Origin of the sequence: Candidatus Symbiobacter mobilis CR (assembly GCF_000477435.1) — a bacterium.
In the GTDB taxonomy this organism is placed as follows: domain Bacteria; phylum Pseudomonadota; class Gammaproteobacteria; order Burkholderiales; family Burkholderiaceae_C; genus Rhodoferax; species Rhodoferax mobilis.
This window is the reverse complement of the sequence record NC_022576.1, coordinates 667,940-690,610: the sequence shown is the minus strand read 5'-3', so window position 1 is coordinate 690,610 and position 22,671 is coordinate 667,940. Positions and strand designations below refer to the sequence as shown.

The 22,671-nt window shown below is 61.6% G+C and carries 18 protein-coding genes and 1 tRNA gene; 5 read left to right on the top strand and 14 right to left on the bottom strand.

Annotated elements, in window-relative coordinates:
* Nucleotides 1-57: 57 nt before the first annotated feature.
* The 6 genes from CENROD_RS02825 to CENROD_RS02800 form a co-directional block, all read right to left on the bottom strand.
* Nucleotides 58-813, bottom strand: a complete 756-nt coding sequence (locus CENROD_RS02825) for a sensor histidine kinase (protein WP_022771574.1) — start codon at nucleotides 811-813, stop codon at nucleotides 58-60.
* A complete protein-coding gene (gene glmU, locus CENROD_RS02820) occupies nucleotides 810-2,222 on the bottom strand; it encodes a bifunctional UDP-N-acetylglucosamine diphosphorylase/glucosamine-1-phosphate N-acetyltransferase GlmU (RefSeq protein ID WP_041193902.1) in 1,413 nt (470 codons plus the stop codon). The genes CENROD_RS02825 and glmU overlap by 4 nt, the downstream gene beginning before the upstream one ends.
* 16 nt (nucleotides 2,223-2,238) lie before the next feature.
* Nucleotides 2,239-4,713: a diguanylate cyclase domain-containing protein gene (locus CENROD_RS12335; protein WP_051360286.1), complete on the bottom strand. Its 2,475-nt coding sequence runs from the start codon at nucleotides 4,711-4,713 to the stop codon at nucleotides 2,239-2,241.
* A gap of 30 nt (nucleotides 4,714-4,743) precedes the next feature.
* Nucleotides 4,744-5,790, bottom strand: a complete 1,047-nt coding sequence (locus CENROD_RS02810) for a sugar ABC transporter substrate-binding protein (RefSeq protein WP_022771571.1) — start codon at nucleotides 5,788-5,790, stop codon at nucleotides 4,744-4,746.
* Nucleotides 5,791-5,966: 176 nt separating this feature from the next.
* The gene (locus CENROD_RS12330) at nucleotides 5,967-6,773 is read right to left on the bottom strand and encodes a putative metalloprotease CJM1_0395 family protein (protein ID WP_238551813.1); all 807 of its coding nucleotides are present in this window, start codon (nucleotides 6,771-6,773) and stop codon (nucleotides 5,967-5,969) included.
* A gap of 75 nt (nucleotides 6,774-6,848) precedes the next feature.
* Nucleotides 6,849-7,871, bottom strand: a complete 1,023-nt coding sequence (locus tag CENROD_RS02800; RefSeq protein ID WP_238551812.1) for a M14 family zinc carboxypeptidase — start codon at nucleotides 7,869-7,871, stop codon at nucleotides 6,849-6,851.
* Here CENROD_RS02800 and hemG point away from each other — a divergent pair.
* Nucleotides 7,870-8,424 carry a menaquinone-dependent protoporphyrinogen IX dehydrogenase gene (hemG, locus tag CENROD_RS02795; protein ID WP_022771568.1) on the top strand — a complete coding sequence of 185 codons (555 nt, stop codon included), beginning with the start codon at nucleotides 7,870-7,872 and terminating at the stop codon, nucleotides 8,422-8,424. The two genes, CENROD_RS02800 and hemG, sit on opposite strands and share 2 nt — an antisense overlap.
* On the opposite strand, the gene CENROD_RS02790 is transcribed toward hemG, so the two are convergent.
* Nucleotides 8,345-9,472, bottom strand: a complete 1,128-nt coding sequence (locus tag CENROD_RS02790; RefSeq protein ID WP_022771567.1) for an aminoglycoside phosphotransferase family protein — start codon at nucleotides 9,470-9,472, stop codon at nucleotides 8,345-8,347. The two genes, hemG and CENROD_RS02790, sit on opposite strands and share 80 nt — an antisense overlap.
* A gap of 89 nt (nucleotides 9,473-9,561) precedes the next feature.
* Between CENROD_RS02790 and CENROD_RS02785 the strand changes: the two genes are divergently transcribed.
* The 3 genes from CENROD_RS02785 to rsmA are packed head-to-tail and all read left to right on the top strand — an operon-like array spanning nucleotide 9,562 to nucleotide 14,279.
* Nucleotides 9,562-12,045: an LPS-assembly protein LptD gene (locus tag CENROD_RS02785; RefSeq protein ID WP_022771566.1), complete on the top strand. Its 2,484-nt coding sequence runs from the start codon at nucleotides 9,562-9,564 to the stop codon at nucleotides 12,043-12,045.
* A 3-nt stretch (nucleotides 12,046-12,048) separates the two neighbouring features.
* On the top strand, nucleotides 12,049-13,419 hold the full coding sequence (locus CENROD_RS02780; RefSeq protein WP_022771565.1) for a peptidylprolyl isomerase: 1,371 nt from the start codon (nucleotides 12,049-12,051) through the stop codon (nucleotides 13,417-13,419).
* A complete protein-coding gene (gene rsmA / locus CENROD_RS02775) occupies nucleotides 13,416-14,279 on the top strand; it encodes a 16S rRNA (adenine(1518)-N(6)/adenine(1519)-N(6))-dimethyltransferase RsmA (RefSeq protein ID WP_022771564.1) in 864 nt (287 codons plus the stop codon). The genes CENROD_RS02780 and rsmA overlap by 4 nt, the downstream gene beginning before the upstream one ends.
* On the opposite strand, the gene CENROD_RS02770 is transcribed toward rsmA, so the two are convergent.
* From CENROD_RS02770 to cysS, 7 genes are all read right to left on the bottom strand, one after another.
* Nucleotides 14,257-14,832, bottom strand: a complete 576-nt coding sequence (locus CENROD_RS02770) for a barstar family protein (RefSeq protein WP_022771563.1) — start codon at nucleotides 14,830-14,832, stop codon at nucleotides 14,257-14,259. The two genes, rsmA and CENROD_RS02770, sit on opposite strands and share 23 nt — an antisense overlap.
* Before the next feature lie 540 nt (nucleotides 14,833-15,372).
* Nucleotides 15,373-15,465 (bottom strand) — tRNA-Ser (locus tag CENROD_RS02765).
* A 95-nt stretch (nucleotides 15,466-15,560) separates the two neighbouring features.
* Nucleotides 15,561-16,829, bottom strand: a complete 1,269-nt coding sequence (locus tag CENROD_RS02760; protein WP_041193210.1) for an aspartate kinase — start codon at nucleotides 16,827-16,829, stop codon at nucleotides 15,561-15,563.
* 9 nt (nucleotides 16,830-16,838) lie between these two features.
* Nucleotides 16,839-17,825, bottom strand: coding sequence for a tRNA lysidine(34) synthetase TilS (gene tilS / locus CENROD_RS02755; RefSeq protein WP_041193209.1), 987 nt, complete (start codon nucleotides 17,823-17,825; stop codon nucleotides 16,839-16,841).
* Nucleotides 17,818-18,801: an acetyl-CoA carboxylase carboxyltransferase subunit alpha gene (locus CENROD_RS02750; protein WP_041193208.1), complete on the bottom strand. Its 984-nt coding sequence runs from the start codon at nucleotides 18,799-18,801 to the stop codon at nucleotides 17,818-17,820. Before CENROD_RS02750 ends, tilS begins: the two co-directional genes overlap by 8 nt.
* Before the next feature lie 90 nt (nucleotides 18,802-18,891).
* A complete protein-coding gene (locus tag CENROD_RS02745) occupies nucleotides 18,892-19,548 on the bottom strand; it encodes a DNA-3-methyladenine glycosylase family protein (protein ID WP_022771558.1) in 657 nt (218 codons plus the stop codon).
* A 25-nt stretch (nucleotides 19,549-19,573) separates the two neighbouring features.
* Nucleotides 19,574-20,998: a cysteine--tRNA ligase gene (gene cysS / locus CENROD_RS02740; RefSeq protein WP_022771557.1), complete on the bottom strand. Its 1,425-nt coding sequence runs from the start codon at nucleotides 20,996-20,998 to the stop codon at nucleotides 19,574-19,576.
* A gap of 353 nt (nucleotides 20,999-21,351) precedes the next feature.
* Between cysS and CENROD_RS02735 the strand changes: the two genes are divergently transcribed.
* A complete protein-coding gene (locus tag CENROD_RS02735) occupies nucleotides 21,352-22,485 on the top strand; it encodes a L,D-transpeptidase Cds6 family protein (protein ID WP_151194646.1) in 1,134 nt (377 codons plus the stop codon).
* Nucleotides 22,486-22,671: the final 186 nt, after the last annotated feature.

Below are 22,671 nucleotides of genomic sequence, written 5' to 3'. Positions count from 1 at the left end.
TCACTGCGTGAAATCGTTATAGGCAAACTGGAAGAACTTTTTCCTATCCGGCATCGTTTACACCACCGTCGGCAAGCGAACCGTGGCGCAGCAGCCTTGGTTTACGGTGCCTTCGATGGCCAAGGTCCCGCCCATGCGGTCGAGGATTCTGCGCACGCTTACCAGCCCCAACCCCAGCCCCTCGAAATCGCGCTTGGAATGCAGTCGGCCAAAGACTTTGCCCAGCGCTGCCGCCTGATTGCTGGCAAAGCCCACGCCGTTGTCGCGGATGCCCAATTCCACCAGCGGGCATTCGCCATCGATACGACGGCAGTCGATGCGGATCGTCGCTAGTGCCTTGCCGCGCGTGAATTTCCAGGCATTGCCCAGCAGATGGGCCCAGAGCTGCCGTAGCAATTCAGGGTCTGCCACCACAGCGGGCGCATCCGGGGGAAAAGCCCATTCGACCGCGCCCTCCCGCCTCGTGGCATCAAGCTGTGCCGCTACCTCCCGCGCCAGGGCGATGGCATCGACCGCTTGCAGACGCAAGGGATGCGTTCCCAGCCGGGACAGCCGGGTCAACCCTTCGATCTGCTCGCCCAAGGTGTGCGCGGACTGCGAGACCACTTGCAGATGCGAGAGCACTTCGGCGGGCAGATCGGGGAAGTCCTCTGCAATGACCTGGATGTACGCCAGGATATGCCGGACGGGGGCACGCAGATCGTGCGAGACGGTGTAGGTGAACTCTTGCAGCTCCGCACGCGCAAGCTCGAGTTCGCGCTGCAAGGCCACCTCCCGGGCAAGTACACCGGGAGGGTGTGTCGAAGTGTTCATGGCCCAGGCTTCGCAGGGCGCTTCCACCCTGGGATGCTGACCTGCCGCGAGCGTGCGACGGTCAAGGTTCCGTTCGGGGTATCGCGGGTCACGGTGGAACCCGCGCCAATCGTTCCCCCTGCGCCAATCGTCACCGGGGCGATGAGCACGCAATTGCTGCCGATATGTACGTCCGCGCCGATGTGGGTATGGTGCTTGCGCACGCCGTCGTAGTTGGCCGTGATGCTGCCTGCGCCAAAGTTCACGCGCTCTCCCACCGTCGCATCGCCCACGTAGGCCAGATGGTTGGCTTTGGCTCCCTCTGCGAGGGTAGAGTTTTTGACCTCGACGAAATTGCCCACATGGACGTCCGCACCCAGCTTGGCGCCGGGTCGCAGCCGCGCAAAAGGGCCAACCAGCGCGCCGGTGCCGATGCGCACAGGCTCTTCGGGTGCCGAGCCTTCGGCGTGGGTGAAGGGATGGATGCGTGCTCCCGCTTCGACGACGACGTTGCGCAGCACGCAGTGGGCACCGATGTGTACCCCCTCCCCCAGCTCCACCCGGCCTTCAAAGATGCAGTTCACGTCGATGGAGACGTCCTGCCCGCACTCCAGCACGCCGCGCACGTCGATGCGCGCGGGGTCGGCCAGTCGCACCCCGTTGTCGAGCAGGGCATCGGCCACGCGGCGTTGGTAGGCGCGTTCCAGCTCGGCGAGTTGCGCCGGGCTGTTGACACCAACCACCTGCACGGTGTCCGCAATGCAGTGGGTGACGACGGGGAACCCGTCTTCGACGGCCAGGCGGACGATGTCCGTCAGGTAGTACTCGCGCTGGGCGTTGTCCGCCTTTACCCGGGACAGCCAGGAACGCAGCCGTTGCGCGGGGGCGGCGAGGATGCCGCAATACACCTCGCGAATCGCACGCTGCGCGGGGGTGGCGTCTTTCTGTTCGACGATGGCACGCACCGCGTCCCCTTCGCGGACGATGCGCCCATATCCGGTCGGGTCGAGGGGTTCCATCGTTAGCAAGGCGAGCTGGTTCCCTTGGCTGGCGTGCAACAGTGCTTGCAGTGTGCCTGGCAGCGTCAAGGGCACGTCGCCGCACAGCACCAGCACCATGGTGTCGTCCCCACAGGCTGGCAATGCCTGCATCACGGCGTGGCCAGTGCCGAGCTGGGGTTCTTGCCGTATGCAGACGATGTCTGGCACGGCGCTTGCCATCGACGGCACACACGCGGGGATCGACGCCTCGACCATCGCGGCCTCGTGGCCCGTGACGACCACGACCTTGCGAGCCTGGAGCTGGTATGCCAAATCGACCACATGATGCAGCAAAGGCCGCCCGGCCAGTGGATGTAGCACCTTGGGCAAGCGGCTTTTCATGCGCGTGCCCTTGCCTGCGGCAAGGATTACCACGTCGAGGTTGTGCAGCGGAAAGGAAGAAAGATCAGGGTTGGACATCGGGGGGAGGCTCCAGGGGTCGTTCGGCTATCGCAACGGTATTGCGGCCGCGTTGCTTGGCAACGTACATCGCCGTATCGGCGCAGTGGGTCAAGGCAATGAGATTGGTGCCGTGGTCTGGGTACATCGCCAGGCCGATGCTGGCGGAGACATTGATGTCGTGCCCTTCGATGGGAAAGGGTTCGTCCATCGCGGCCCGCACTTTTTCGGCGACGAGCATCGCATCGTCTACATGCTTGACATGGCGAAGCAGCGCGACAAATTCGTCACCGCCCAGGCGGGCCGCAGTGTCCGAGGCGCGGATGCTTTGGCACAGGCGCATCGCTACCTCTTGCAGCAATAGGTCACCAATGCGATGCCCATAGCGATCATTGACAGGCTTGAATTTGTCCAGATCGAGAAACATCAGCCCAAAGCGCGACTGCTCACGACGGCATGCCGTCAGGGCGGATGCAACGCGATCATCGAAGAGCGAGCGGTTGGGCAGCCCGGTCAAGGGATCGTGCAAGGCCATGCTGCGGATCCGTTCCTCGGTATCTTTCAATGTTTGGATGTCGGCAAAGTACCCAAACCAGACGATGCAGCCTGCGCTGTCGAGTTCGGGCATGGCTTGCCCTTCGAACCAGTGGTACTCGCCATAAGCCTGGCGGATGCGGAACTGCTGCCTCCATAAGACGAGCGAGGCAGCAGATTGCGCAAGACTTTCCGTTACGCCGGGGGCATCGTCCGGGTGCAGGCGCGCAAACCATTCCCCAGCGTCGTGATGCAGTTCTTCCGGGGTCAGGCCGAAGATTTGCACGCGGGGGCTGATATACGGGAAATGCGCCCTGCCCTGCACGGTTTGGCGGTACTGGTACATCACCCCGGGAACGCTTTCGGCCACCTTGCGCAAAAAATCCAGCGTTTGGGATTGGGCGTGTTCGGCCAGCTTGCGCGCCGTGATGTCGGCATGTACGACGACGGCACCCTGGTTCACCGTGGCCAGCGGGGTGATGGTGAGCGTGAACCAGAGCTTTTCATGGGGCAAGTCGCAGCAGTATTCGGCGGAATAAATGGGTAGCAGTCCTTCCAGTACGGCCTGAATTCCCGCGCTGCCATCTGCCAGACGCTCTGCCACGGGCAAGCCGACCATGTAGGCTTCCAGGTAGTTGGTTCCCACTTCCGGACGCAAGTCCGGGCCAGCGCACGCGCGCAAGTGCAAGGCAAAGCGCTTCCAGGCAGCGTTGGTCTGGACGATGTACCCTGCTACGTCCAGCACAGCGATGTGGTTCGACTCTGAATCGAGAATGGCTTGGGCAAAGCGGGTGCTTTCGTCAAGCTCGCTCACGCGCTGCTGCAAATCGCCCAAGGTGGTCGACAGCCTCTGTGCCATTTGGTCTAGCGAGGCGGAGATGTGCGCAAACTCGTACTGGCCCACGACCCCGGTGCGATGCGCCATGTTCTCCCGCGCATACTCGCCAGCACCCCGGCTCAGCGCAGCCAAGGGTTCGACGATCTGGCTTCTGGTGAACTGACGGGATCGCCAGACGATCCACAACACACTGACTACGCCGAACAACAGCACTGCGGCCAGGAGGGCGATTCCCTGCGCCAGATCCGCCAGCGGCTGGTAGGCAATGACACGCAAATCCGAGCGCAGGGAACGCGCCGTGGCCACCAGATGCAGCCCCCCTTGCGCGGTTTCGTACAACCCGAAGCCATTGCCCGCAAACCAGGCGCGGGGGTACAGGGCATCGAAAGTCATGGCAGAGCGCATCCACGCAGGCTTGTGGTGCAACGTCACCCTACCGCCCACGCAGACTGCGAACACGCGGCCCGTTTGCCCCAGCCGAATCTGGTTGAGCTGTGTCCACAACCGGGATAGTTCGACGCGGGAGACCAAACTGTATGCAAAGCTGCCCGCAGCATTGGGCACCGGGACGGCGACGACGAGATGTGGCAAAGGCTGTCCGTCAAAGCGTGGCGCACCGACGAAAACGTCGCCCTTGCGCACCGACCCCAGCCAAGGCTGGTCATTGATCCTGCCCAGGTAAGGAATTTGCACCCGGTTCTGCTGTTCGAGTACGACCCCATCAGGCCGCACGAGATAGAGCCCCTGCAGGGTCGGATTCATCACGAGGGCCGTGCGGAAGATGTCGGCGTGGGCCTCCGTGGTGGCCAGGTATTTGGCGGTGATGTCGAGGTTGGTGCCGATCCCCAGCAGGTATTCGTCGACGACCGCTGCGCCTTGTCTGGCTTGCGCAAAGAGCTGGGCATGGATCTGCTGCCCGAACGACACCATGCCGCCCAGCGCAATAGTGCCAATGCCAAGCAAGGCAATCCACCCCAGTTGGCGTACCCGGCAATACAGCTCGGCGCCTACGCTGCGAGTGGGCGTAGCGCCAACAACATGGGCCTGGGGCTTGGACGCATTCCACGTCATCGCTTCCAGCCCTACAAGCCTGTCAACCAGCGCACGCATGGTCGTCACGCATCGTGTACCGGGGGGAAGTCAGCCGTTTTGCCGGGCGCGGAGGTACGACTCGACATTGCTGCGGTCGATCACCTCAATGCCACGCCATACGGAACGCGCAGGATAGGTTTCCTTGCGCTCCAAGTGGCGGATGAGCAGTTGCACCGCCGCGCGGGCCTGTGCTTCGGGGGACTGCTCAATGGTCAGGTGCATGCGCTCGGCAAGGATGGCTTCGAGCGCCTCAGGGTTGGCGTCGACGCCCGTCACGAGGATGTTTTTGCGCCCGGCGCGCTCAATCGCATCCGCAGCGCCGAGCGCCATCATGTCGTTGCCTGCCAGGATCGCGTCGATGGAAGCAAAGCGATCGAGCCACTCGCGGGTGATCTGCTCCGCCTGCGCACGGAGCCAGTTGGCGGATTTCATGTCGAGGATCTCGATGTCATGCTTGCCCAGCGCGTCCAAGAAGCCATCCCGGCGGTCGATGGCGTTCTGCCCCTCTTCCTGGCCAACGAGGATCAATACCTTGCCCCGTCCGCCCAGTTTCTGGGCCACCCAATTCGCAGCCAACACCCCGGCCTGGTGGTTGTCGAAGGCAAGTTGGGTCAGCGTCAGCGCAGAATTGAGCGGGGTATCCAGCACGATGACCGGTTTGCCCAGCTTGATGAACTGCTCTACCGACGCGACAAGCATGTTGCTATCGATGGGCACGACGACCATCGCGTCGTACTCCTCCTTGGCAAGCTGTTCGATCAGACGGATTTGGAGGGGAACGTCATAGCGTTCGACTTCCGGGTTGCGCAAATCGACCTGGACATGAAAGTCATGCGCTGCTTGCAAGGCACCACGCCCCAGACGCACGGGGTAAGAATTGCCCCCTTCTCCGGCCTTCGTCACCAGGGCGATCTTCCAAGGCTTGGTTGCACGGATATGGCGCGACGGGGAAAGATGGGTGGAATCGACCGGATTTTCTTCTGCATGGGAAGCTGGAACGACGGGCGCTTGCACTGCATCCGGCTCTTGGCGGGAGCAAGCCGCCCAATGCAAGGTCACTACCAGAAAAAAAGGAAACCAGCGTAGTTTGGGCATGGTCGACAAGGGCAAATGGATGCAATGCACCGGGTCGGGGCATTGTGCCAAGAACGTGCCGACTGCGGCCCATGCCGACGATCCGACAAATCCCATACCCTTTTGGGGATCACCATGGTTCCCTGGCAAAGGTACAGCGTATCGATTGCGTTGTAGGAGCGACGGCAGTCGCGATGTCAGGCTACCCACCGTTGCCCCACGGTGCCTTTCACGTTGGCAGCTTCGTCGGCATTGCCTGTCCGGTGATCACTTTCCACGCCGTAGGCACGGTCGACGGCGCGCTTCGTCGAGGAGGATTTGCCCTCGTTTCCCGCATTGCCCTCGTTGCTGGCTTGCTCGGCACGGGCCTGCAATTCCATCTGCTGGGCTTTGGCGGCGACGGCGACATCCGTGCTCGAAGGGTCTGCCGGAGCCAGCGCTGCGGTGCGTATCCTGCGGGCGCGGTCGGCAGTTTCCTCGGGCGTTCGACCCGGTGAGACGTCGATCGACACCTCCCCCCCGATGGCGTAGTAGGCCCCGTCCGGGCCACGCTGAAAGGAGAACGATGCCCCGGAAAGCGCCAGCCCGCCTGCTGCGGCAAGGTGCGCGGCTTCATGCTGGCGAACCTGGGTATCGCGAGACTGGAGCTTGGTAAGCTGGGCCAAATCCGCTTCGCTGAGCTGTGCCGGGTCCTCCGCGCCGGACTGCGCTGGGGCTTTGCCGTCGGTTTTTTTGTCGGCCGTCTTGTCGGTCTTTGGGTCGGCTTGGCGATTGCCGCGATCTTGTTCAGCCTGCCCGGCTTTCTGGGGTTGTCCGGGGGCAGACTGGGAAGCCTCCGCCGACAGGGATGGGGTGGGTGTCGTCGTCTCTGGATTGGCAGAAAAGGCAGGGGAGACGTCGGGCTGCTCCGCAGACTTCTGTGCGAACTGCTGAGCGCGCATCCCCGCATAGGCCCAGCGGCCCATGGCGGAGTAGGGAGCAGCAGAAACCGGGGAAATTCCCATGGCGGCACCGGAACGTACACCTTGCACAGCGTGCAGGCATTATCCGCAGGGTGCCTGCGGAAAGAAAGACCTGCCTCAGTGCAATCCAGACACCGGCGCGGACTGTGGAGCAGAAGCTCCCGTCGTCTTGGAAGCAGGGCGCGGCAAGGTGTTCTGCATCCAGCGTTGCAGATCCCCCCACATCCTGCGCATTTCCGCCGGGGGCGGCGCACGCAGCGCGTTGGGCAGTTCCACGGTGACGACAGGAATGCCTTGTTGCAGACCGCAGTAATGCCCCAGGGAACCGGGGAATACCCCAACCCGGTCGAGGTAGAGGCGCCCCAGCCGGGTGGGAGGGCGCAAGGGGCCGTCAAAGTCCAGCACACCGTAGGGAGCATGCACGCTGACGACGAGATCGGGAGCAAAGGTGCGAATCTGCTCGGCAAGGTAGCGGGATTCCGGCTCGCTCAAGGGGGCGGAGCCAGGCCAGCGCCGGGGGTCTTTGCGGGTGCGCCGCTCCCAATACAGGGGCGCTTCCCGGACCCAGTCCGGGGTGGCGAAATTGCGATTGAGGTCCACGCCATGGGCGTTGACTCGGGTGGCCGGCCTGCGCAACATGCCATCCGGGTTCAACACGGGAAGGAAGCGCCAGTGCGTATCCAAGGGATCCCGCAAAGCCATGCCAATCCAGTGAAAGACCAGTGATGCCGAAGAGAACTCGTCCCCATGGATCCCCCCCAGCACCAGCACGCGCCACTGCGCCGGAGATGCTGCGACATCACGCACCAACAAAGGCTGTCCCAGCACGCTAGTGGCCCCGCTGGGAACCAAGGCTGCCTGCTGGCACAGCGCACGCGACACCTGCGGCACGCGCAGAAAAAACGCCGGGCAAGCGTGCGCCATCCCCACCGTGCCAACGACGAGGAACATCCCTAGCAGGCGAACCACCAGGGAACGAACCGGGCATAGGCATATCCACTGCAACCAGTGCCACTGCGGCCCACACGACTGCGGCCCGTGCGTAAGATCAACGGGAAAGATTCGACGGATGCGGGAATCGCCCACGCCCTCGGCACCCCTGTTGCTATGACCCCTGCTCTCATTTCTACGCAACTTCATGAAAACGCTCATCGTCTACTCGACCACGGATGGTCACACCATGCGGATATGTCAGCGAATCGATACCGTGCTGACGGAACGCGGCCACGCCGTTACGCTGGTTCCCTTGCTGCCTTTGCTCCGGGATATGGCTCTCCTGCATTTCGACCGCATCGTCGTGGGAGCGAGTATCCGGTACGGCCACCATCGTCCCGAAGTGCTTGAGTTTCTGCAAACCTACAAGGACGTGCTGCAGCAACGCCCCACGGCGTTGTTTAGCGTGAACGTCGTTGCACGCAAGCCTGGAAAAAATACACCCGCAACCAACCCGTATACCAAGAAGTTGTTGCGTCGAATGGGGTGGACACCGGCTTTGGTCGACGTCTTTGCAGGCAAGCTGGATTACCCCCGGTACCCGTTCTGGGATCGGCAGATCATCCGGGGCATCATGCTGTTGACCCACGGCCCGACGGATCCCAAGGCAGTGGTCGAGTTCACCGACTGGGCGCGGGTCGATGCCTTTGCCCGAGCGGTGGACAAGCTCGCCATTCATCACGATGCCTCGCCTCATTGACAGCGCGCTGCTCCCACTCGTCGATGCAACGCAGCAGCGTATCCAGTTCGCGGTAACGGCGGCAGGTGTCACGGATGTATGCGATGAACCTCGGCGTATCGGCCAGGTAGCGCGGTTTGCCGTCGCGCAGCGTCAGCCGCGCAAAAATGCCGGCGACCTTGAGGTGCCGCTGAAGGCCCATCCACCGTACCCCACGGTCGAAGGCATCGACATCGTCCCCCACGGGCAGCCCGTGCTGTCGGGCAGTCAACCAGTAGCGGCGGACGATGTCCACGCAAAAGGCGTCGTCCCAGCTCAAAAAGGCATCGCGAACAAGGCTGGCGATGTCGTAGACGATGGGGCCATGCATGGCATCCTGAAAATCGAGCACGCCCAGGCGTTCATCGGTGTCGCCCGGCAGCATCAGGTTGCGTGGCATGAAGTCACGGTGTACGTAGACCGATGGCCAGGAGAGGTTTTCCGTGACGATAGCGTCGAACATCGCATGCAATGCGTTGCGTTGCGCATCGTCCAGCACGATCTGCCGGTGCCGTGCCAAGTACCAGTCTGGAAAGAGCGACAGCTCGCGGTGCAGGTAAGCGCGGTCATAGGGGGGGAGCACGCCACTACGGCTTGCGCATTGCCAGGCGATGAGCGCGTCGATGGCGCGGTCGTACATCCACACATTCCTATCGGGTTGTTGGGTATCGAGCGCCTGCATCATCGTCGTCGTGCCCAGGTCACTCAGCAGCAGAAAGCCGTGGGTTCGATCCCAATCCAGCACTTGCGGAACGCGCAATCCGGCCTCGCGCATCAGTTGTTCCACCTGGACGAAGGGAGCGCAGTCCTCCCGATCCGGCGGGGCATCCATGACGATGTAGCTCGTCTGCGCGGCATCGATGCGGAAATACCGCCGAAAGCTGGCGTCGGCACTGGCCATGCGCAGGCTGGCAGGCTCCAACCCCAAGGCAGCGGGCAACGATTGCAACCACGCCAGGAAGGCAGACTGGCGTTGCGCGCTGGGCCAGTCGATGCAATGTGGCGCGCCTTCGCCGTGGGCAGTGCTCATGGATAATCCTTTTTCCCAGTTGACTTTTTTGCTTGCACAAGCGTTCTTCGGTGTGGGGGTTGGGATAGCTTGGCCCCTTTCTTCCCCCCATGGATTGTCCCCGTCAGGGTGCCAGGCTCGTTGAAGTTCCCCCGCATGGCCAGCGCTTGCGGGCGGTGGCCATGGGTGTTGTCTTGCTGCTGTCGCGCACTGCGGCTATTGCACAAGAAACCGCTGCGCAGGGAACCATTGCACCGGGAACCATTGCACCGGGAACCAAGGTGCAGGGAACTGTGGCGCAAGACCGTGGCGAGCTTCGTTCCAGCCCGGCACTGGGGGAACGTGCTCCCTCGCCCGAACCCTTGCCTCTCTTCGTTTCCGGGCAGCGGGTACACGGCGTGGTCGATCAGCACGTCAGCATCGAAGGCGATGCGCGCCTCTCCCAGGGCGATCTCGTCGTCCATGCCGATAAGCTGGAATACCGTGCCGACAACGACCAGGCGCAGGCGGTGGGGTCGGTGCGGGTGTGGAAGGCGGGGGATCGATTCGCTGGGCCTCGATGGTCGATGCAACTCGGTACCCGGACAGGCTTCTTCGAAAAGCCCTCGTACCACTTGCTGCGCAACGATGCACACGGGCACGCGCAGCGAATCGACTTTCTCGGTGCCGACCACATCCGCATACAGGGTGCGCAATACACCACCTGCCCCTGCCCGACTAGCACGGCAGCAGGTATGGGGAAAGGTGGGGAACCCGATTGGGAATTGCGCGCAGACTGGATCGATCTTGACCGCCAGCAGAACGAGGGGACAGCCCGCAATGCCGTGCTGCGTTTCTTGGGCGTGCCTCTATTGCCAGTGCCGTACTTGAGTTTTCCTCTCGGCAACCAGCGCAAATCCGGCGTATTGCCACCGACCGTCGGTATCGACAATGTCGATGGCTACTCCCTTTCCGTGCCCTACTACTGGAATATCGCGCCCAACCGCGATGCCACCCTGACCCCCACGGTGATGACCAAGAGGGGGGTGATGCTCGGCAGCGAATTCCGGTACCTCGAACCGAGCCACGACGGCACGGTGCGCCTGGATTGGATGCCTTCGGACTCCCTGCGAGACCAGAGCCGCTGGGGACTCGACACCGTCCACACAGCCCGCTGGAACAACCCGTGGACTGCGTGGGGGGATTCCCCGCTGCACTTGCGCTTGCAGTTGCGCCGCGTGAGCGACGATGACTACTGGCGCGACTTTCCGCGTGCAGACACGCTGCTTTTTCAGCGTTTGTTGGCAAGCGAAGCAACCCTCTCCTGGACACAGGGAGATGTTTCGCACCGGGTGCAGGCACTGCGCTGGCAGACGCTGCAAGATGCATCGGCGCCGATCGTCCCGCCCTACGACAGGCTGCCGCAACTCCAGAGCCGATACCACCGGGAGATGGGCAACGGGCTGAACGTTTCCCTGCTGGCGGAACACACACGGTTCCAGTCCGACGAGACCCTGACCGGCCAAAGCAATGCCTGGCGTTCGCTAGGCATTGCCACGCTGGGGTATCCGCTGTCGGTGTCTGCCCTCTCCTTGCTGCCGACCATGCAATGGCATGCGACGCGATACCGCTTCGATACCCCCCAGGCGGATGGGCAACGCACTGCCACCCGTATCGTTCCCACTTTCAGCCTTGATGGCACGGTGGTATTCGAGCGCGATGCGTCGCTGTTCGGGCGGGAATTGCTCCAGACGCTGGAGCCTCGCGCCTTTTACGTTTTCACCCCATTCCGGGATCAACACGCTCTGCCCGTCTATGACACGGGCGCGAGGGATTTCAACCTCTCCTCCATCTACTCGACCAACGCCTTCGTGGGGAATGATCGCATCTCCGACAGCAACTTGCTGACCCTGGGGCTGACCACACGCTGGCTGGACCCAGCCACAGGTGCCGAGGCCGCGAGCTTTGGCGTGGCCCAGCGGTTGCGCTTGCGTGACCAGAACGTGACGCTCCCCGGCGAATCGCCTGTGGTCGATCGGATCAGCGACGTACTGTGGGGTGGTTCGATCCATTGGAACGAACACTGGGGCTTCGAGGGGACGATGCAATTCAACCCCAAAACCGACAGTTCCATACGGACGACCCTGCATGGCTCCTACAGCCCCAGGACGTACCACACCCTTTCCGCCGCCTACCGCTTCCAGCGCGAGTCGAGCGAACAGGTAGATCTGGGCTGGCAGTGGCCCCTGCAGTGGGGCGCCGAATCCGCGCAGCAAGCCGAAGCGCGCTGGTATTCCGTCGGGCGGCTGAACTACAGCATGCATGAAGGAAAATTGGTCGATTCGATCCTGGGCTTCGAGCACGTGGCACGGTGCTGGTTGGCGCGCGTGGTGCTGGAGCGGGTCCAAACCGGTGCTTCGAGCGTCAGCCACCGTCTGATGTTTCAGCTTGAATTCTTTGGGTTCGGCAGGTTGGGCATCAATCCCCTGAAATCTTTGCAGGAACACATCCCCGGTTACACGGGCCTTCGGTCTTCGGCTTCCGATTCCTCCCCTGTTTCTTCCTTTCCGTCTTCCTCTTCCTCTGCTCCCCAGCTTTATTCCCACTACGAGTAATCCATGCCCTTGCTATTTCCGCGTTCTTCCCTATCTTCCTTTTCTTCCCTGCTGGCGATGTTCGTCGGCGCCATCGTCAGCGTTCACGCGCAGACACTCACCTTGGCGTGGAGTGCTTCGCTTGATGGCGAGTCCGGGCCCCAGCGCCCTATCGACTACATCGTCGCGCTCGTCAATTCGGAGCCAATCACCCTCACCGACGTGCAACGCGAAGCCCAGCGTGTGCTGCAACAACTGGCGGTGCAACGCCGCCCCGTTCCGGATGAAAAAACCTTCCGCTCCGACGTGCTCGAAGGGCTGATCCAACGACGGTGGCAATTGCAACTTGCGCAGGAACTGGGGATTCGGGTGGAAGAAGCGGCGGTTGACGAAGCCGAACGCACCATTGCATCCCAAAACCAAACCAATGTTGCAGAGCTGCGCCGCCGCGTCGTCGCCGAAGGGATGGGGCTGGATCGGTTTCGCAGCCAACTGCGTGAGCAATTGCTGTTGCAGCGCCTGCGGGAAAAGGAGGTGATCGCTCGCGTCACCGTCTCCGAGCTGGACATCGACAACCATTTGCAGCAGCAAGAACAAGCGCCGGATTTGTCCAAATTGCGGCTGCATCTGGAACAGCTCGTCGTGCCGGTTCCTGATGGAGCTAGTCCTGCCGATGTCGACAAACTGCGCACCCTGGCCGAAGCACTGCGAAACCATGCCAGCAAGGGAGAGGCGCTATCGACGCTGGCTACGACGCTCTCCAATGCCACGCTGCGCATTGCTGCGGAAGATTTGGGGGTACGCACTGCCGACCGCTACCCGGCTGCATTCGTCCATGCCGTGCGGCATTGCGCGCAGGGGGAGGTGTGCGAGCTGGTGCAGTCCGGCGCAGGTTTCCATATCCTCAAGGTGCTGGAAAAAACCAACCCTGCCTTGCCTGCCCCCTGGAGCGTGGAACACCATACCCGGCATATCCTGTTGCGCCCCTCGACCAGCGTGAGCGAAGCCGACGCCCGTTCGCGGCTGACCGAGCTTCGACGCCAGATCCTGGCTGGTCGCATCGACTTTGCCAAGGTGGCCAAGGATCTTTCCCATGACGCCAGTGCAGCCCAGGGGGGCGATTTGGGGTGGGCCGGGCCGGGAGTTTTCGTCCCGGAATTCGAGGCCATCATCGAACAACTGGAACCCGGCGCGCTCAGCGAGCCTGTCATTTCCCGCTTCGGAGTGCATCTGATTCAGCTTCTCGACCGCCGCCGCGTAACCATGCCCCCCGCGCAGTACCGGGAAGCGGTACGCGCCACAGTGCGCGCCCTCAAGCTGGAAGAAGCCTACAAGACGTGGAACCAGGCGCAGCGCGCCAAAGCCTATGTCGAATACCGGCAGGCTCCGGAATGACGAAGGTTCCGGGATCCCTGTCGGGGTCGTGCAATCCGCCTCATTCTTGCCGGGGACACATCGCACGCAAGCGCTTCGGCCAGCACTTTCTGGTCGATGGCGCAGTGGTCGATGCCATCGTCGATGCCATTGATCCCCAACCTGGGGAATACCTCGTCGAAATCGGCCCCGGGCTTGGTGCCCTGTCCGAACCCATCGCCGAACGTGCTCTGGGGCTGACCGTCGTCGAAATCGACCGGGACCTGGCGCAGCGTTTGCGGTCGTCGCAGCCGAGGTGGCACGTCGTCGAAGCCGATGTGTTGCAGGTGGACTTCACGGCCATGGCGCAATCGGCGCAAGGCGATGGAAAGAACTTGCGCATCGTGGGCAATCTGCCCTACAACCTGTCCTCACCAATCCTTTTTCATCTGTTGCGTCACATTGATGCCATCCAGGATCAGCACTGCATGTTGCAGCGGGAAGTCGTCGAACGGATGGTGGCTGTGCCATGCACTGCGGAGTACTCCCGCCTGAGCGTAATGCTGCAAGCGCACTACGAGATCGAGCGATTGCTCGACGTGGCTCCAGAGAGTTTCTACCCGCCACCACGGGTACACAGCGCCGTGGTACGCATGATCCCACTACCCAACCGCCCGCCGCCCGCACAACAGGAAGCCCTGGAAGCCCTCTTGCGCGTGGCTTTTGCCCAGCGCCGCAAGATCTTGCGGCATGGCCTGGGAACATGGCTGACGGCAAACGGCGTGCAGGCCCCAATCAACCTGCAACGCCGGGCGGAAGAGATTGGCGTGGAGGAATACCTGGCTCTCGCGCAGCAGGTAGCGAGCAGCCCAGGTTTTGCTACGACCAAAGGTTCGGGTTGAAAGGGCTGCTCATCCGCAGTGCATGCAAAGACACATCCAGTAGGCGGGCAGCCGCCGGTGCATCGGCATCGGCATCCGCGCCCCGTGCGCCTGCAGCGGGCAGCGCGACGGAAAAGGAATAGAAGCAGCGGAAGGGCACCTTTTTCTCGCCCCAGTGTTCTGCGGCGTCCCGGAAGGTGTCCAGCAGTTGCTCACGTGCTTCCTTGTCGAATTTCGCATGACAAGGAAGATGCTCCAACACGATGATGAACCCGAGGTAGCCGGCCGTCTTGAGCGTGCCGTCGCTGAGGCTGTCATGCAAGGCATCGAAATTCTTGCATGCCGTCGCGCCCAGCCCAAATTGCTGACAAAGGACGTCGAAAACTTCTTGCTTGCTTTGCGCAGTCGCAAGATTGGCGCGGAGGAAGCGATGACCCGCCGTCCTGGCAACCTCTTCAAGCTCATGCACCCGGTAAGCCTGGATCGACTGGACAACGTTCGGTCGAAGGCTAGCCAGCAGGGCTTCAATGCGGAGGGAGGAAGGAACGCAGATGGGGGAGGAATCCAGAGGCATGTCGTGACACTTTCTTTGGTGGGCCAGATAGCAAGCCTGGGCTGCTATCGCTTGATTCCGTTTTTCATCGAATCGCACGCGACCCCATCGAAAAACGAAAAAAGGAGTGTCGGGGATTTGGGCAAAAAACGCAAGTATGCGAAGCAATCCGGGTAATCCATCACACCCCGGCAAGGCCGCTGCGCAACTCGGGGCAAGCAGCACATTACAAAATGGATGCTGGTTCTTCCAGCGTTATGCATGAAAGTCGCGCTCATCCGTGCTGACGATCCGGCCTTCTCCATACTCCTCGGCCAGCATAAGAACCTATTCCAGTAGGGGCTGCGCCATCGCATTGCACGCGGCGGCGGTGCTCGGAATCCTCATGTACCGTAAGTACATTCCGGTTCCTGCGCTCCGGCGCCACGCACACTGCTTCGGCTCGCCTGCCTACTGAAATTGGTTCTAAGTGGGACGCAAAAAAAGCCCCGTAAACACTAGATTTGCACTAGGTTTGCGAGGCTTCTCAGGGGCTGTGCAGAACTACATGAAATTCTTTTCTGGCGGAAACGAAGGGATTCGAACCCTTGATGAGGCTCAACACCCCATACTCCCTTAGCAGGGGAGCACCTTCGGCCACTCGGTCACGTTTCCAAAAGACTCGAAATTATCGCATGTTGGGTAGCTCTTACTAGCCCCGCAGCCTTGGATATGGCACTCTCATCCGTTGGGGGAAGGGGGATGGCCTTTTAGGCAGGCTCGGCTTCAAGACCGAAGGCCTTGTGCAGAGCGCGCACGGCCAATTCCAGGTACTTTTCATCGAGGACGACGGAAGTTTTGATCTCGCTCGTCGAGATCATCTGGATGTTGATCCCTTCTTCGCTGAGCGCCTGGAACATCTTGCGTGCCACCCCAGCATGGCTGCGCATGCCGATTCCGACGATCGAGACCTTGCAGATTTTGGTATCGCCGATCACGTCCATCGCTCCGAGCTTGGGGACGACTTGGTTGCGCAACAACTCCATCGTCTTGGGATGGTCGTTGCGGTGGACGGTGAAGCTGAAGTCGGCTTTGCCCTCCTTGCTGATGTTCTGGATGATCATGTCCACTTCGACATTGGCATCCGCGACAGGGCCGAGGATTTGGTAAGCGATGCCTGGCTTGTCTGGCACCCCCAGAACGGAAATTTTGGATTCGTCGCGGTTGAAAGCGATGCCCGAAACGATGGCTTGCTCCATGGTGTGGTCTTCCTCAAAAGTGATCAATGTGCCGGAGTTGGCTTCTTCGTCGATGTCGATATCCCACGGGGTGAAGCTCGACAACACGCGCAGCCGCACCTTGTATTTCCCCGCAAATTCGACCGAGCGAATTTGCAAGACTTTGGAACCCAAGGACGCCATCTCCAGCATTTCCTCGAAGCTGAGGGTGTGCAGACGGCGGGCCTCGGGAACGACGCGGGGGTCGGTGGTGTAGACGCCATCGACATCGGTGTAAATCAGGCACTCGTCGGCCTTCATCGCAGCCGCCACGGCGACGGCAGAGGTGTCGGAACCACCGCGCCCCAGCGTGGTGACATTGCCGCCCTCGTCTAACCCCTGGAAGCCCGTGACGATCACGACTTTGCCCGCATCAAGGTCGGCTCGCAGCCGTGCGTCGTCGATGGACTCGATCCGCGCCTTGGTGTATGCGCTATCCGTACGAATGGGCACCTGCCACCCTGCGTAGCTGACCGATTGCAGCCCCAACGCTTGCAGCGCAATGGCCAGCAAAGCGCTGGATACCTGCTCTCCCGTGGCGGCAAGCATGTCCAGTTCCCGGTAGTACGCAGGAGTCAATGCCTGGGGGGATAGTTCCTGCGCCAGCGCAAGCAGACGGTTGGTTTCCCCGCTCATCGCCGAAGGGACGACAACCATGCGATGCCCGGCGCGCACCCATTTGGCAACGCGCAGCGCCACCTGGCGAATCCGTTCGGTAGACCCCATCGAAGTACCACCGTATTTGTGTACGATCAAAGACATATAAGAAATTCAATGAGTTGGAGTGGGTATATTGTACCAATGCAGTGCATCCCCCTGACGCTGGCAATGCCCCGTTGCCACCTTGAGATGGACCGCATGGCCACGAGTACGGCAGTGTGCGATTTGGCGCAACAGCTCGTCGAGCTGGGCAGCGCTGGGGATGACGCCGTGGCAGGTGGCCAGCCAATGCCGCAATACATTGGCTTGGCGGTGCGTAGCCAATGTTTGCAGGGCAGTGATGCGAGGTGGCACGCCGACTTGCTCCAAATCCATCGCTGCCAGATCGTCGAGGAGCTGCTGCGCTTGTGCACAGTGCGCGCTGCTCCGGGCAAAGGTGTGAAGGCACTGCGGCATGCACTGCGTCAATGCGGGGAGAACTTGCTGCCGGATGCGGTTGCGCAGAAAAGATGGATCGTCATTGCTGGGGTCTTCGACGAACGTGACGCCCTGTCCTGCCAGCCAGCGCCGAATGTCTTGCCGGGACACGTCGAGCCAGGGGCGGTGGTATGCGATGCCGTCTCGCACCCAGGTTCGAGGCATGGCGCTCAGGCCCCGCAGGCCCGCGCCACGCGCCAGCGCCAGCAGCAGGGTTTCGATCTGGTCGTTCGCGTGTTGGGCCAGAGCGATTGATGCAACCACTCCACCCTGCTGACGAATCTGCTCCACCATGGAAGCAAACGCCCAATAACGCGCTCGCCGTGCGGCATCTTCTGGGCTTTGGCCGGGGAGTTTGCGGGCATCCACGGCACGCAAGTGCAGCGGAACGCCAAGCCGTGTACACAACTGCGCACAGTGCTGCGCAAAAACCGACGCCGCAGGCTGCAACCCATGGTCGACATGGAAGGCACACACCTGCCCAGGCCAACGTTGCGCACAAGCCCAGAGCAACGCGGTGGAATCGGCACCGGCGCTGCACGCTACAGCCAGTGGCAGCGCAGGAGCAAAAACATCCAGCGCCTGCTCCACGGAGCAGTGCCGGTGCCCCCACTCAGGCACTCGCAGTACCGGGCTTGAGTTCGGTAAATCGTCCGTAGCTTTGCAAGCGGGCATAGCGCCGTTCCAACAGCGCCTGCGGGTCGAGATCGTTGACCTGCCGCAGTGCCTCCGCCAACGCCCGCTTGAGGAACGTCGCCATTTGCTTGGGGTCACGGTGCGCGCCGCCAACGGGTTCGTTGACGATCTTGTCGATCAACCCCAGCGCCTTGAGCCGGTGCGCGGTGATGCCCAAGGCATCGGCTGCGTCCTGCGCCTTGTCCGAGGTTTTCCAGAGGATCGACGCGCACCCTTCCGGGCTGATGACCGAATAGATCGAATACTGGAGCATCAACACTTGGTCGCCGACGGAAATCGCCAGTGCCCCGCCGGAACCACCCTCCCCGATGATCGTGACGATCACCGGAACCCGCAACTGTGTCATCTCGTAGATGTTGCGACCAATGGCTTCGGACTGGCAACGCTCTTCAGCATCGATACCGGGGTACGCCCCAGGCGTGTCGACGAAGGTGAAGACTGGCAGGCGGAATTTTTCTGCCGTTTTCATCAGCCGCAAGGCCTTGCGATAGCCCTCAGGCTTGCTCATCCCGAAATTGCGGACCGAGCGTTCTCGGGTATCGCGCCCCTTCTGCTGCCCGATGATTACGCACGGCATTCCATGGAAGCGGGCCAGGCCACCGATGATGCTCAGGTCATCCGCGAAATGCCGATCCCCATGCAGCTCGACGAAGTGCGTAAAGATCTCGGCCACATAGTCCAGGGTGTAGGGCCGCTCAGCGTGGCGGGCAATCTTGGTGATCTGCCACGGAGTCAGGTTGCTGTAAATATCCTTGGTGAGCTGCTGGCTCTTGCGCGCCAGTTGATCGATTTCCGCAGAAATGTCGACAGCAGATTCGGACTGGACGTAGCGCAGTTCTTCGATCTTGTTTTCCAAGTCGGCAATGGGGGTTTCAAAGTCCAGAAAAGTTTTTTTTGCCACGCCAGCTCCATTCGACGAAATACCCCGCACGACAACTCCGCACGACAACCCCCCGGACTCCCCCCGGAACACCTCCGTTTCCCGCCCCGGTCAATATTCGACGGGAATGGGATCCAGCGATCGCCAAATATACCAAGTGGCTACGGAACGGTATGGCGCCCACCGGCTGGCAATATCCAGGGCTTGGCGACGCGCAATCGCAGCGCCATCCAGGTAGTTCTGGCTGATTCCCCGCAACAGCCCGATATCGTCGAGCGGCAGCACATCCGGGCGCATCAGGTGGAAGATCAGGAACATCTCGGCAGTCCAGCGACCGATTCCGCGAATCGCGACCAGCTCCTTGATGATCGCTTCGTCGTCCATGCCCGCCCACGCAGCGGTATGCACCTTGCCTTCGATGCAATGCCGAGCCAAATCGCGCAAATATTCGACTTTGCGGGCACTCATGCCAACAGAGCGCAAGGTGTCCGTCGATAAGGCGAGCAATGCTTGGGGCGATGCGGGCTGCATCTGACCAAGCAATCGATCCCATACCGACTGGGCAGCCTTGACCGAGATTTGCTGCCCCACGATGCTGCGCGCCAGGGTGGCAAAGGCGTCGTTGCGGCTGCGTAGCCGCGCAAGCCCATACGTGGCGATCCACCGCCCGAGGATGGGATCGCGCTCGGCAAGGTAGACGCAGGCCTCGTTCCAGTAGGCAGGGGTCTCGGCGCCACTGTCTTCGGGCGACCAGGGGGTTGCGGCCATCGCGCCAGCGTTGTGGACGGGGGATTCAACCCAAGCGGGAGACAGATTCCCAGGTCGTTCCCGACGGGGTGTCCCGCAGCGCGATGCCTTGCGCGAGCAACTCGGCGCGGATCCGGTCGGCCCATGCAAAGTCCTTGCTTGCCTTGGCTTGGGCGCGCTGGGCGATGCGGGCTTCGATGTCTGCGCGATCCACCGCAGCGCCACCTTGCAAATACGAGGCGGGCTCCTGTTGCAGGATGCCCAGGCATCCTCCCAAAGACCGCAATAGCCCTGCCAGCCGTGGGCAGTGGCTGCGGTGTACTTCGCTGGCCAGATCGAACAACACCGCTACGGCTTCCGGGGTGCCAAAGTCTTGATCCATGGCTTTGCGAAAACGGGCGGCATAAGGCTCTTGCCCATCGATGGATGCCATGGATGCAATACATGCGGTAGATGCTTCGGCGGGAGCTGCATCGACCGGCACTGCGGCCAAGGCGCCGTACAGCCGCCGCAAAGCCAGCCGCGCATCGTCGAGCGACGCGCCAGTGAACGCCACATCGCTGCGGTAGTGCGAACGCAGCAGGAAAAATCGCAGCGTCTCAGCATCGACGTGCTGCAGGATGTCCCGGATCGTCGACACATTGCCCAGGCTTTTGGACATCTTTTCCTGCCCCAGGGTGACGAAGCCGTTGTGCAGCCAGTACCGCGCCAAAGGAACGCCATGGGCTGCCTCGCTTTGGGCGATTTCGTTGTCATGGTGAGGGAACTGCAAGTCCACGCCGCCACCGTGAATGTCGATAGTCTGCCCCAGCAGGGACGCACACATCGCCGAACATTCGATATGCCAACCCGGGCGCCCTACGCCAAAAGGGCTATCCCACCGCGCTTCGGCGGGGTCGCTGTCCTTGGCGGATTTCCACAAGACGAAGTCGAGAGGATCTGCCTTGTTGTCATTGATGCCGACCCGTTCCCCCGCCCGCAGTTCGGCCAGGCTTTTCCCGCTCAGTCGGCCATAACCGGCAAAGCGACGCACTGCGTAGTGCATATCGCCATCAGCGCTGCGATAGGCGAAACCTTGCTCTTGCAAGCGGCCAATCAGTGCCTGCATCGCGGGGACGTACTCGGTGGCGCGGGGTTCCTCGGTGGGGCGGAGCACACCCAGCGCATCGGCATCCTCGTGCATCGCGGCGATCATCCGGTCGGTAAGCGTGCGCAGGGACTCCCCGTTTCCCGCAGCGCGACGCAAAATTTTGTCGTCGATGTCGGTGATATTGCGAACGAAAGTAACGCAGTACCCACTTTCCTGGAGCCAGCGGCGAATCACGTCGAAAGCAACCATGGACCGCGCATGGCCAAGGTGGCAGAGGTCGTAGACCGTCATGCCGCAGACGTACATGGAGACATGCCCGGGACGTTGCGGCACGAAAGGTTCGAGGCTGCGGGTAAGGGAGTTATAGAGGTGGAGACCCATCGCGTGTTGGTCGGATAGAGAAGAAGCAACAAAACTTTGCCAAAGGCGTATTCCAGTAGGGCTATTTTCAGGCTGGATTGCACTCCTCACGCACTCTACCCCTCCCCCGCTGAGGGAGAAAATTGTTGTGCCGTGCGTTGGCTTCGCTCCTATCGAAATAGGCTCCCAACCAAAATGGCCCAAAAATAGGCTGGTCTACAATCATTTTCGGTAATCGAATGCAGCAAAATCAGATAGGTGCCGCTTCGGTGCCAACGATCTCAGTGTTCTTTGCAAGACCATTGCAAGACTTTTTTGCCAGTCGATCCGGAAGATGTTTTTTCTTTATCGATTCTGTCGTCACACCAACAATGATGCCCAATCGCTCTTTGCTCCCCAAAGTTTTTTTGCGCTCGCTGGCCCTATCTGTCAGCCTGTGCGCCGGTCTATGTGCCAGCTCGGTCGTGCTGGCGGACGACTACGCCGATGCCAGCCAGTTGGTTCGCGCCAACAAATTTGCCGAAGCGATGGTCAAAGTGGACAAGGTGCTCGCCACCAAGCCCAACGACCCCCAAATGCGCTTCCTCAAGGGGGTGATTCAGCGTAACCAAGGCAGACATGCCGACGCCATCGCCACCTTCACCAAATTGACGGAAGACTTTCCCGAGTTGCCTGAGCCGTACAACAACCTCGCCGTGCTCTATGCAGGGCAGGCACAGTACGACAAGGCGCGCATCGCGCTGGAAATGGCGATTCGTACCAACCCCAGCTACGCGACTGCGCACGAGAACCTGGGCGACGTATACGCCCGGCTTGCATCACAGGCCTACAACAAGGCCTTGCAGCTTGACAGCGGCAACCTCGTCGTTCCGCCCAAGCTGGCGTTGATTCGCGAAGTGTTCAAACCCAATCTGGGCAATACCCGTCCCGCCCCAGAACCAGCGCCAGTTGCGGTGACTGCTTCGGCCTCCGCTCCGACTCCTTCTCCTATCCCCGCTCCCACCCCTGCTCTGGCCCCCAACCGCCCGATGTCTGCTTCGGCGCCAGCCACGCTATCGGTACCTACCTCGGTACCGGCATTGGTTCCCGCTGCGCCCAAGCCTGTGGACGTTGCGGCTGCGCCTAAGGCTCCCACCGTTGCTACCACTCCTGGGGCGCCGGCTGCCAATCCAACGCAGGCCGTCGAGCAAGCCGTGATGGCATGGGCGCAGGCGTGGTCTGCCAAGGACATCAATGCCTACTTGGCCAGCTATGCGCCGGATGCCGTGCCCACCGGCAAAGGCCCTCGCTCTACCTGGGAACAGGAGCGCCGTGACCGCATCCTGGGCAAGAAGTCCATCCATGTGCAGATTTCCAAGCTCCAGGTCAAGGTACAGGGCGACACGGCGCAAGCACACTTCCGCCAAGCCTACCGTGGGGACGACCTCTCTGTCTCCAGCAGCAAGACTTTGGGACTGCGCAAAGTTGGCGCGCAGTGGCTCATCGTGAGCGAGACCTCCGGGCGTTGATCGCGCTGGGGGCTGCGCATGGCCCCAGTGCAGCGCATCCATCTGTTGCAACGCATCCATCTCTTGTAGGAGCGCCGGAAGTCGCGATGGCAGGGCCACTTCCGGCGATGGGATTTGCACAGTCGGCTCTGTTTTGCGACGTCCGTCGCTCCTACCCCTACAGCAAAGACGGTTTTCTCTGTGTGG

Bases quoted from the DNA above. Each gene is read 5' to 3' on its own strand.
- CENROD_RS02825 (WP_022771574.1), bottom strand. From the start codon at position 813: ATGAACACTTCGACACACCCTCCCGGTGTACTTGCCCGGGAGGTGGCC.
- CENROD_RS12335 (WP_051360286.1), bottom strand. From the start codon at position 4,713: ATGCGTGCGCTGGTTGACAGGCTTGTAGGGCTGGAAGCGATGACGTGG.
- CENROD_RS02810 (WP_022771571.1), bottom strand. From the start codon at position 5,790: ATGCCCAAACTACGCTGGTTTCCTTTTTTTCTGGTAGTGACCTTGCAT.
- CENROD_RS12330 (WP_238551813.1), bottom strand. From the start codon at position 6,773: ATGGGAATTTCCCCGGTTTCTGCTGCTCCCTACTCCGCCATGGGCCGC.
- hemG (WP_022771568.1), top strand. From the start codon at position 7,870: ATGAAAACGCTCATCGTCTACTCGACCACGGATGGTCACACCATGCGG.
- CENROD_RS02800 (WP_238551812.1), bottom strand. From the start codon at position 7,871: ATGAAGTTGCGTAGAAATGAGAGCAGGGGTCATAGCAACAGGGGTGCC.
- CENROD_RS02790 (WP_022771567.1), bottom strand. From the start codon at position 9,472: ATGAGCACTGCCCACGGCGAAGGCGCGCCACATTGCATCGACTGGCCC.
- CENROD_RS02785 (WP_022771566.1), top strand. From the start codon at position 9,562: ATGGATTGTCCCCGTCAGGGTGCCAGGCTCGTTGAAGTTCCCCCGCAT.
- CENROD_RS02780 (WP_022771565.1), top strand. From the start codon at position 12,049: ATGCCCTTGCTATTTCCGCGTTCTTCCCTATCTTCCTTTTCTTCCCTG.
- rsmA (WP_022771564.1), top strand. From the start codon at position 13,416: ATGACGAAGGTTCCGGGATCCCTGTCGGGGTCGTGCAATCCGCCTCAT.
- CENROD_RS02770 (WP_022771563.1), bottom strand. From the start codon at position 14,832: ATGCCTCTGGATTCCTCCCCCATCTGCGTTCCTTCCTCCCTCCGCATT.
- CENROD_RS02760 (WP_041193210.1), bottom strand. From the start codon at position 16,829: ATGTCTTTGATCGTACACAAATACGGTGGTACTTCGATGGGGTCTACC.
- CENROD_RS02745 (WP_022771558.1), bottom strand. From the start codon at position 19,548: ATGGCCGCAACCCCCTGGTCGCCCGAAGACAGTGGCGCCGAGACCCCT.
- cysS (WP_022771557.1), bottom strand. From the start codon at position 20,998: ATGGGTCTCCACCTCTATAACTCCCTTACCCGCAGCCTCGAACCTTTC.
- CENROD_RS02735 (WP_151194646.1), top strand. From the start codon at position 21,352: ATGCCCAATCGCTCTTTGCTCCCCAAAGTTTTTTTGCGCTCGCTGGCC.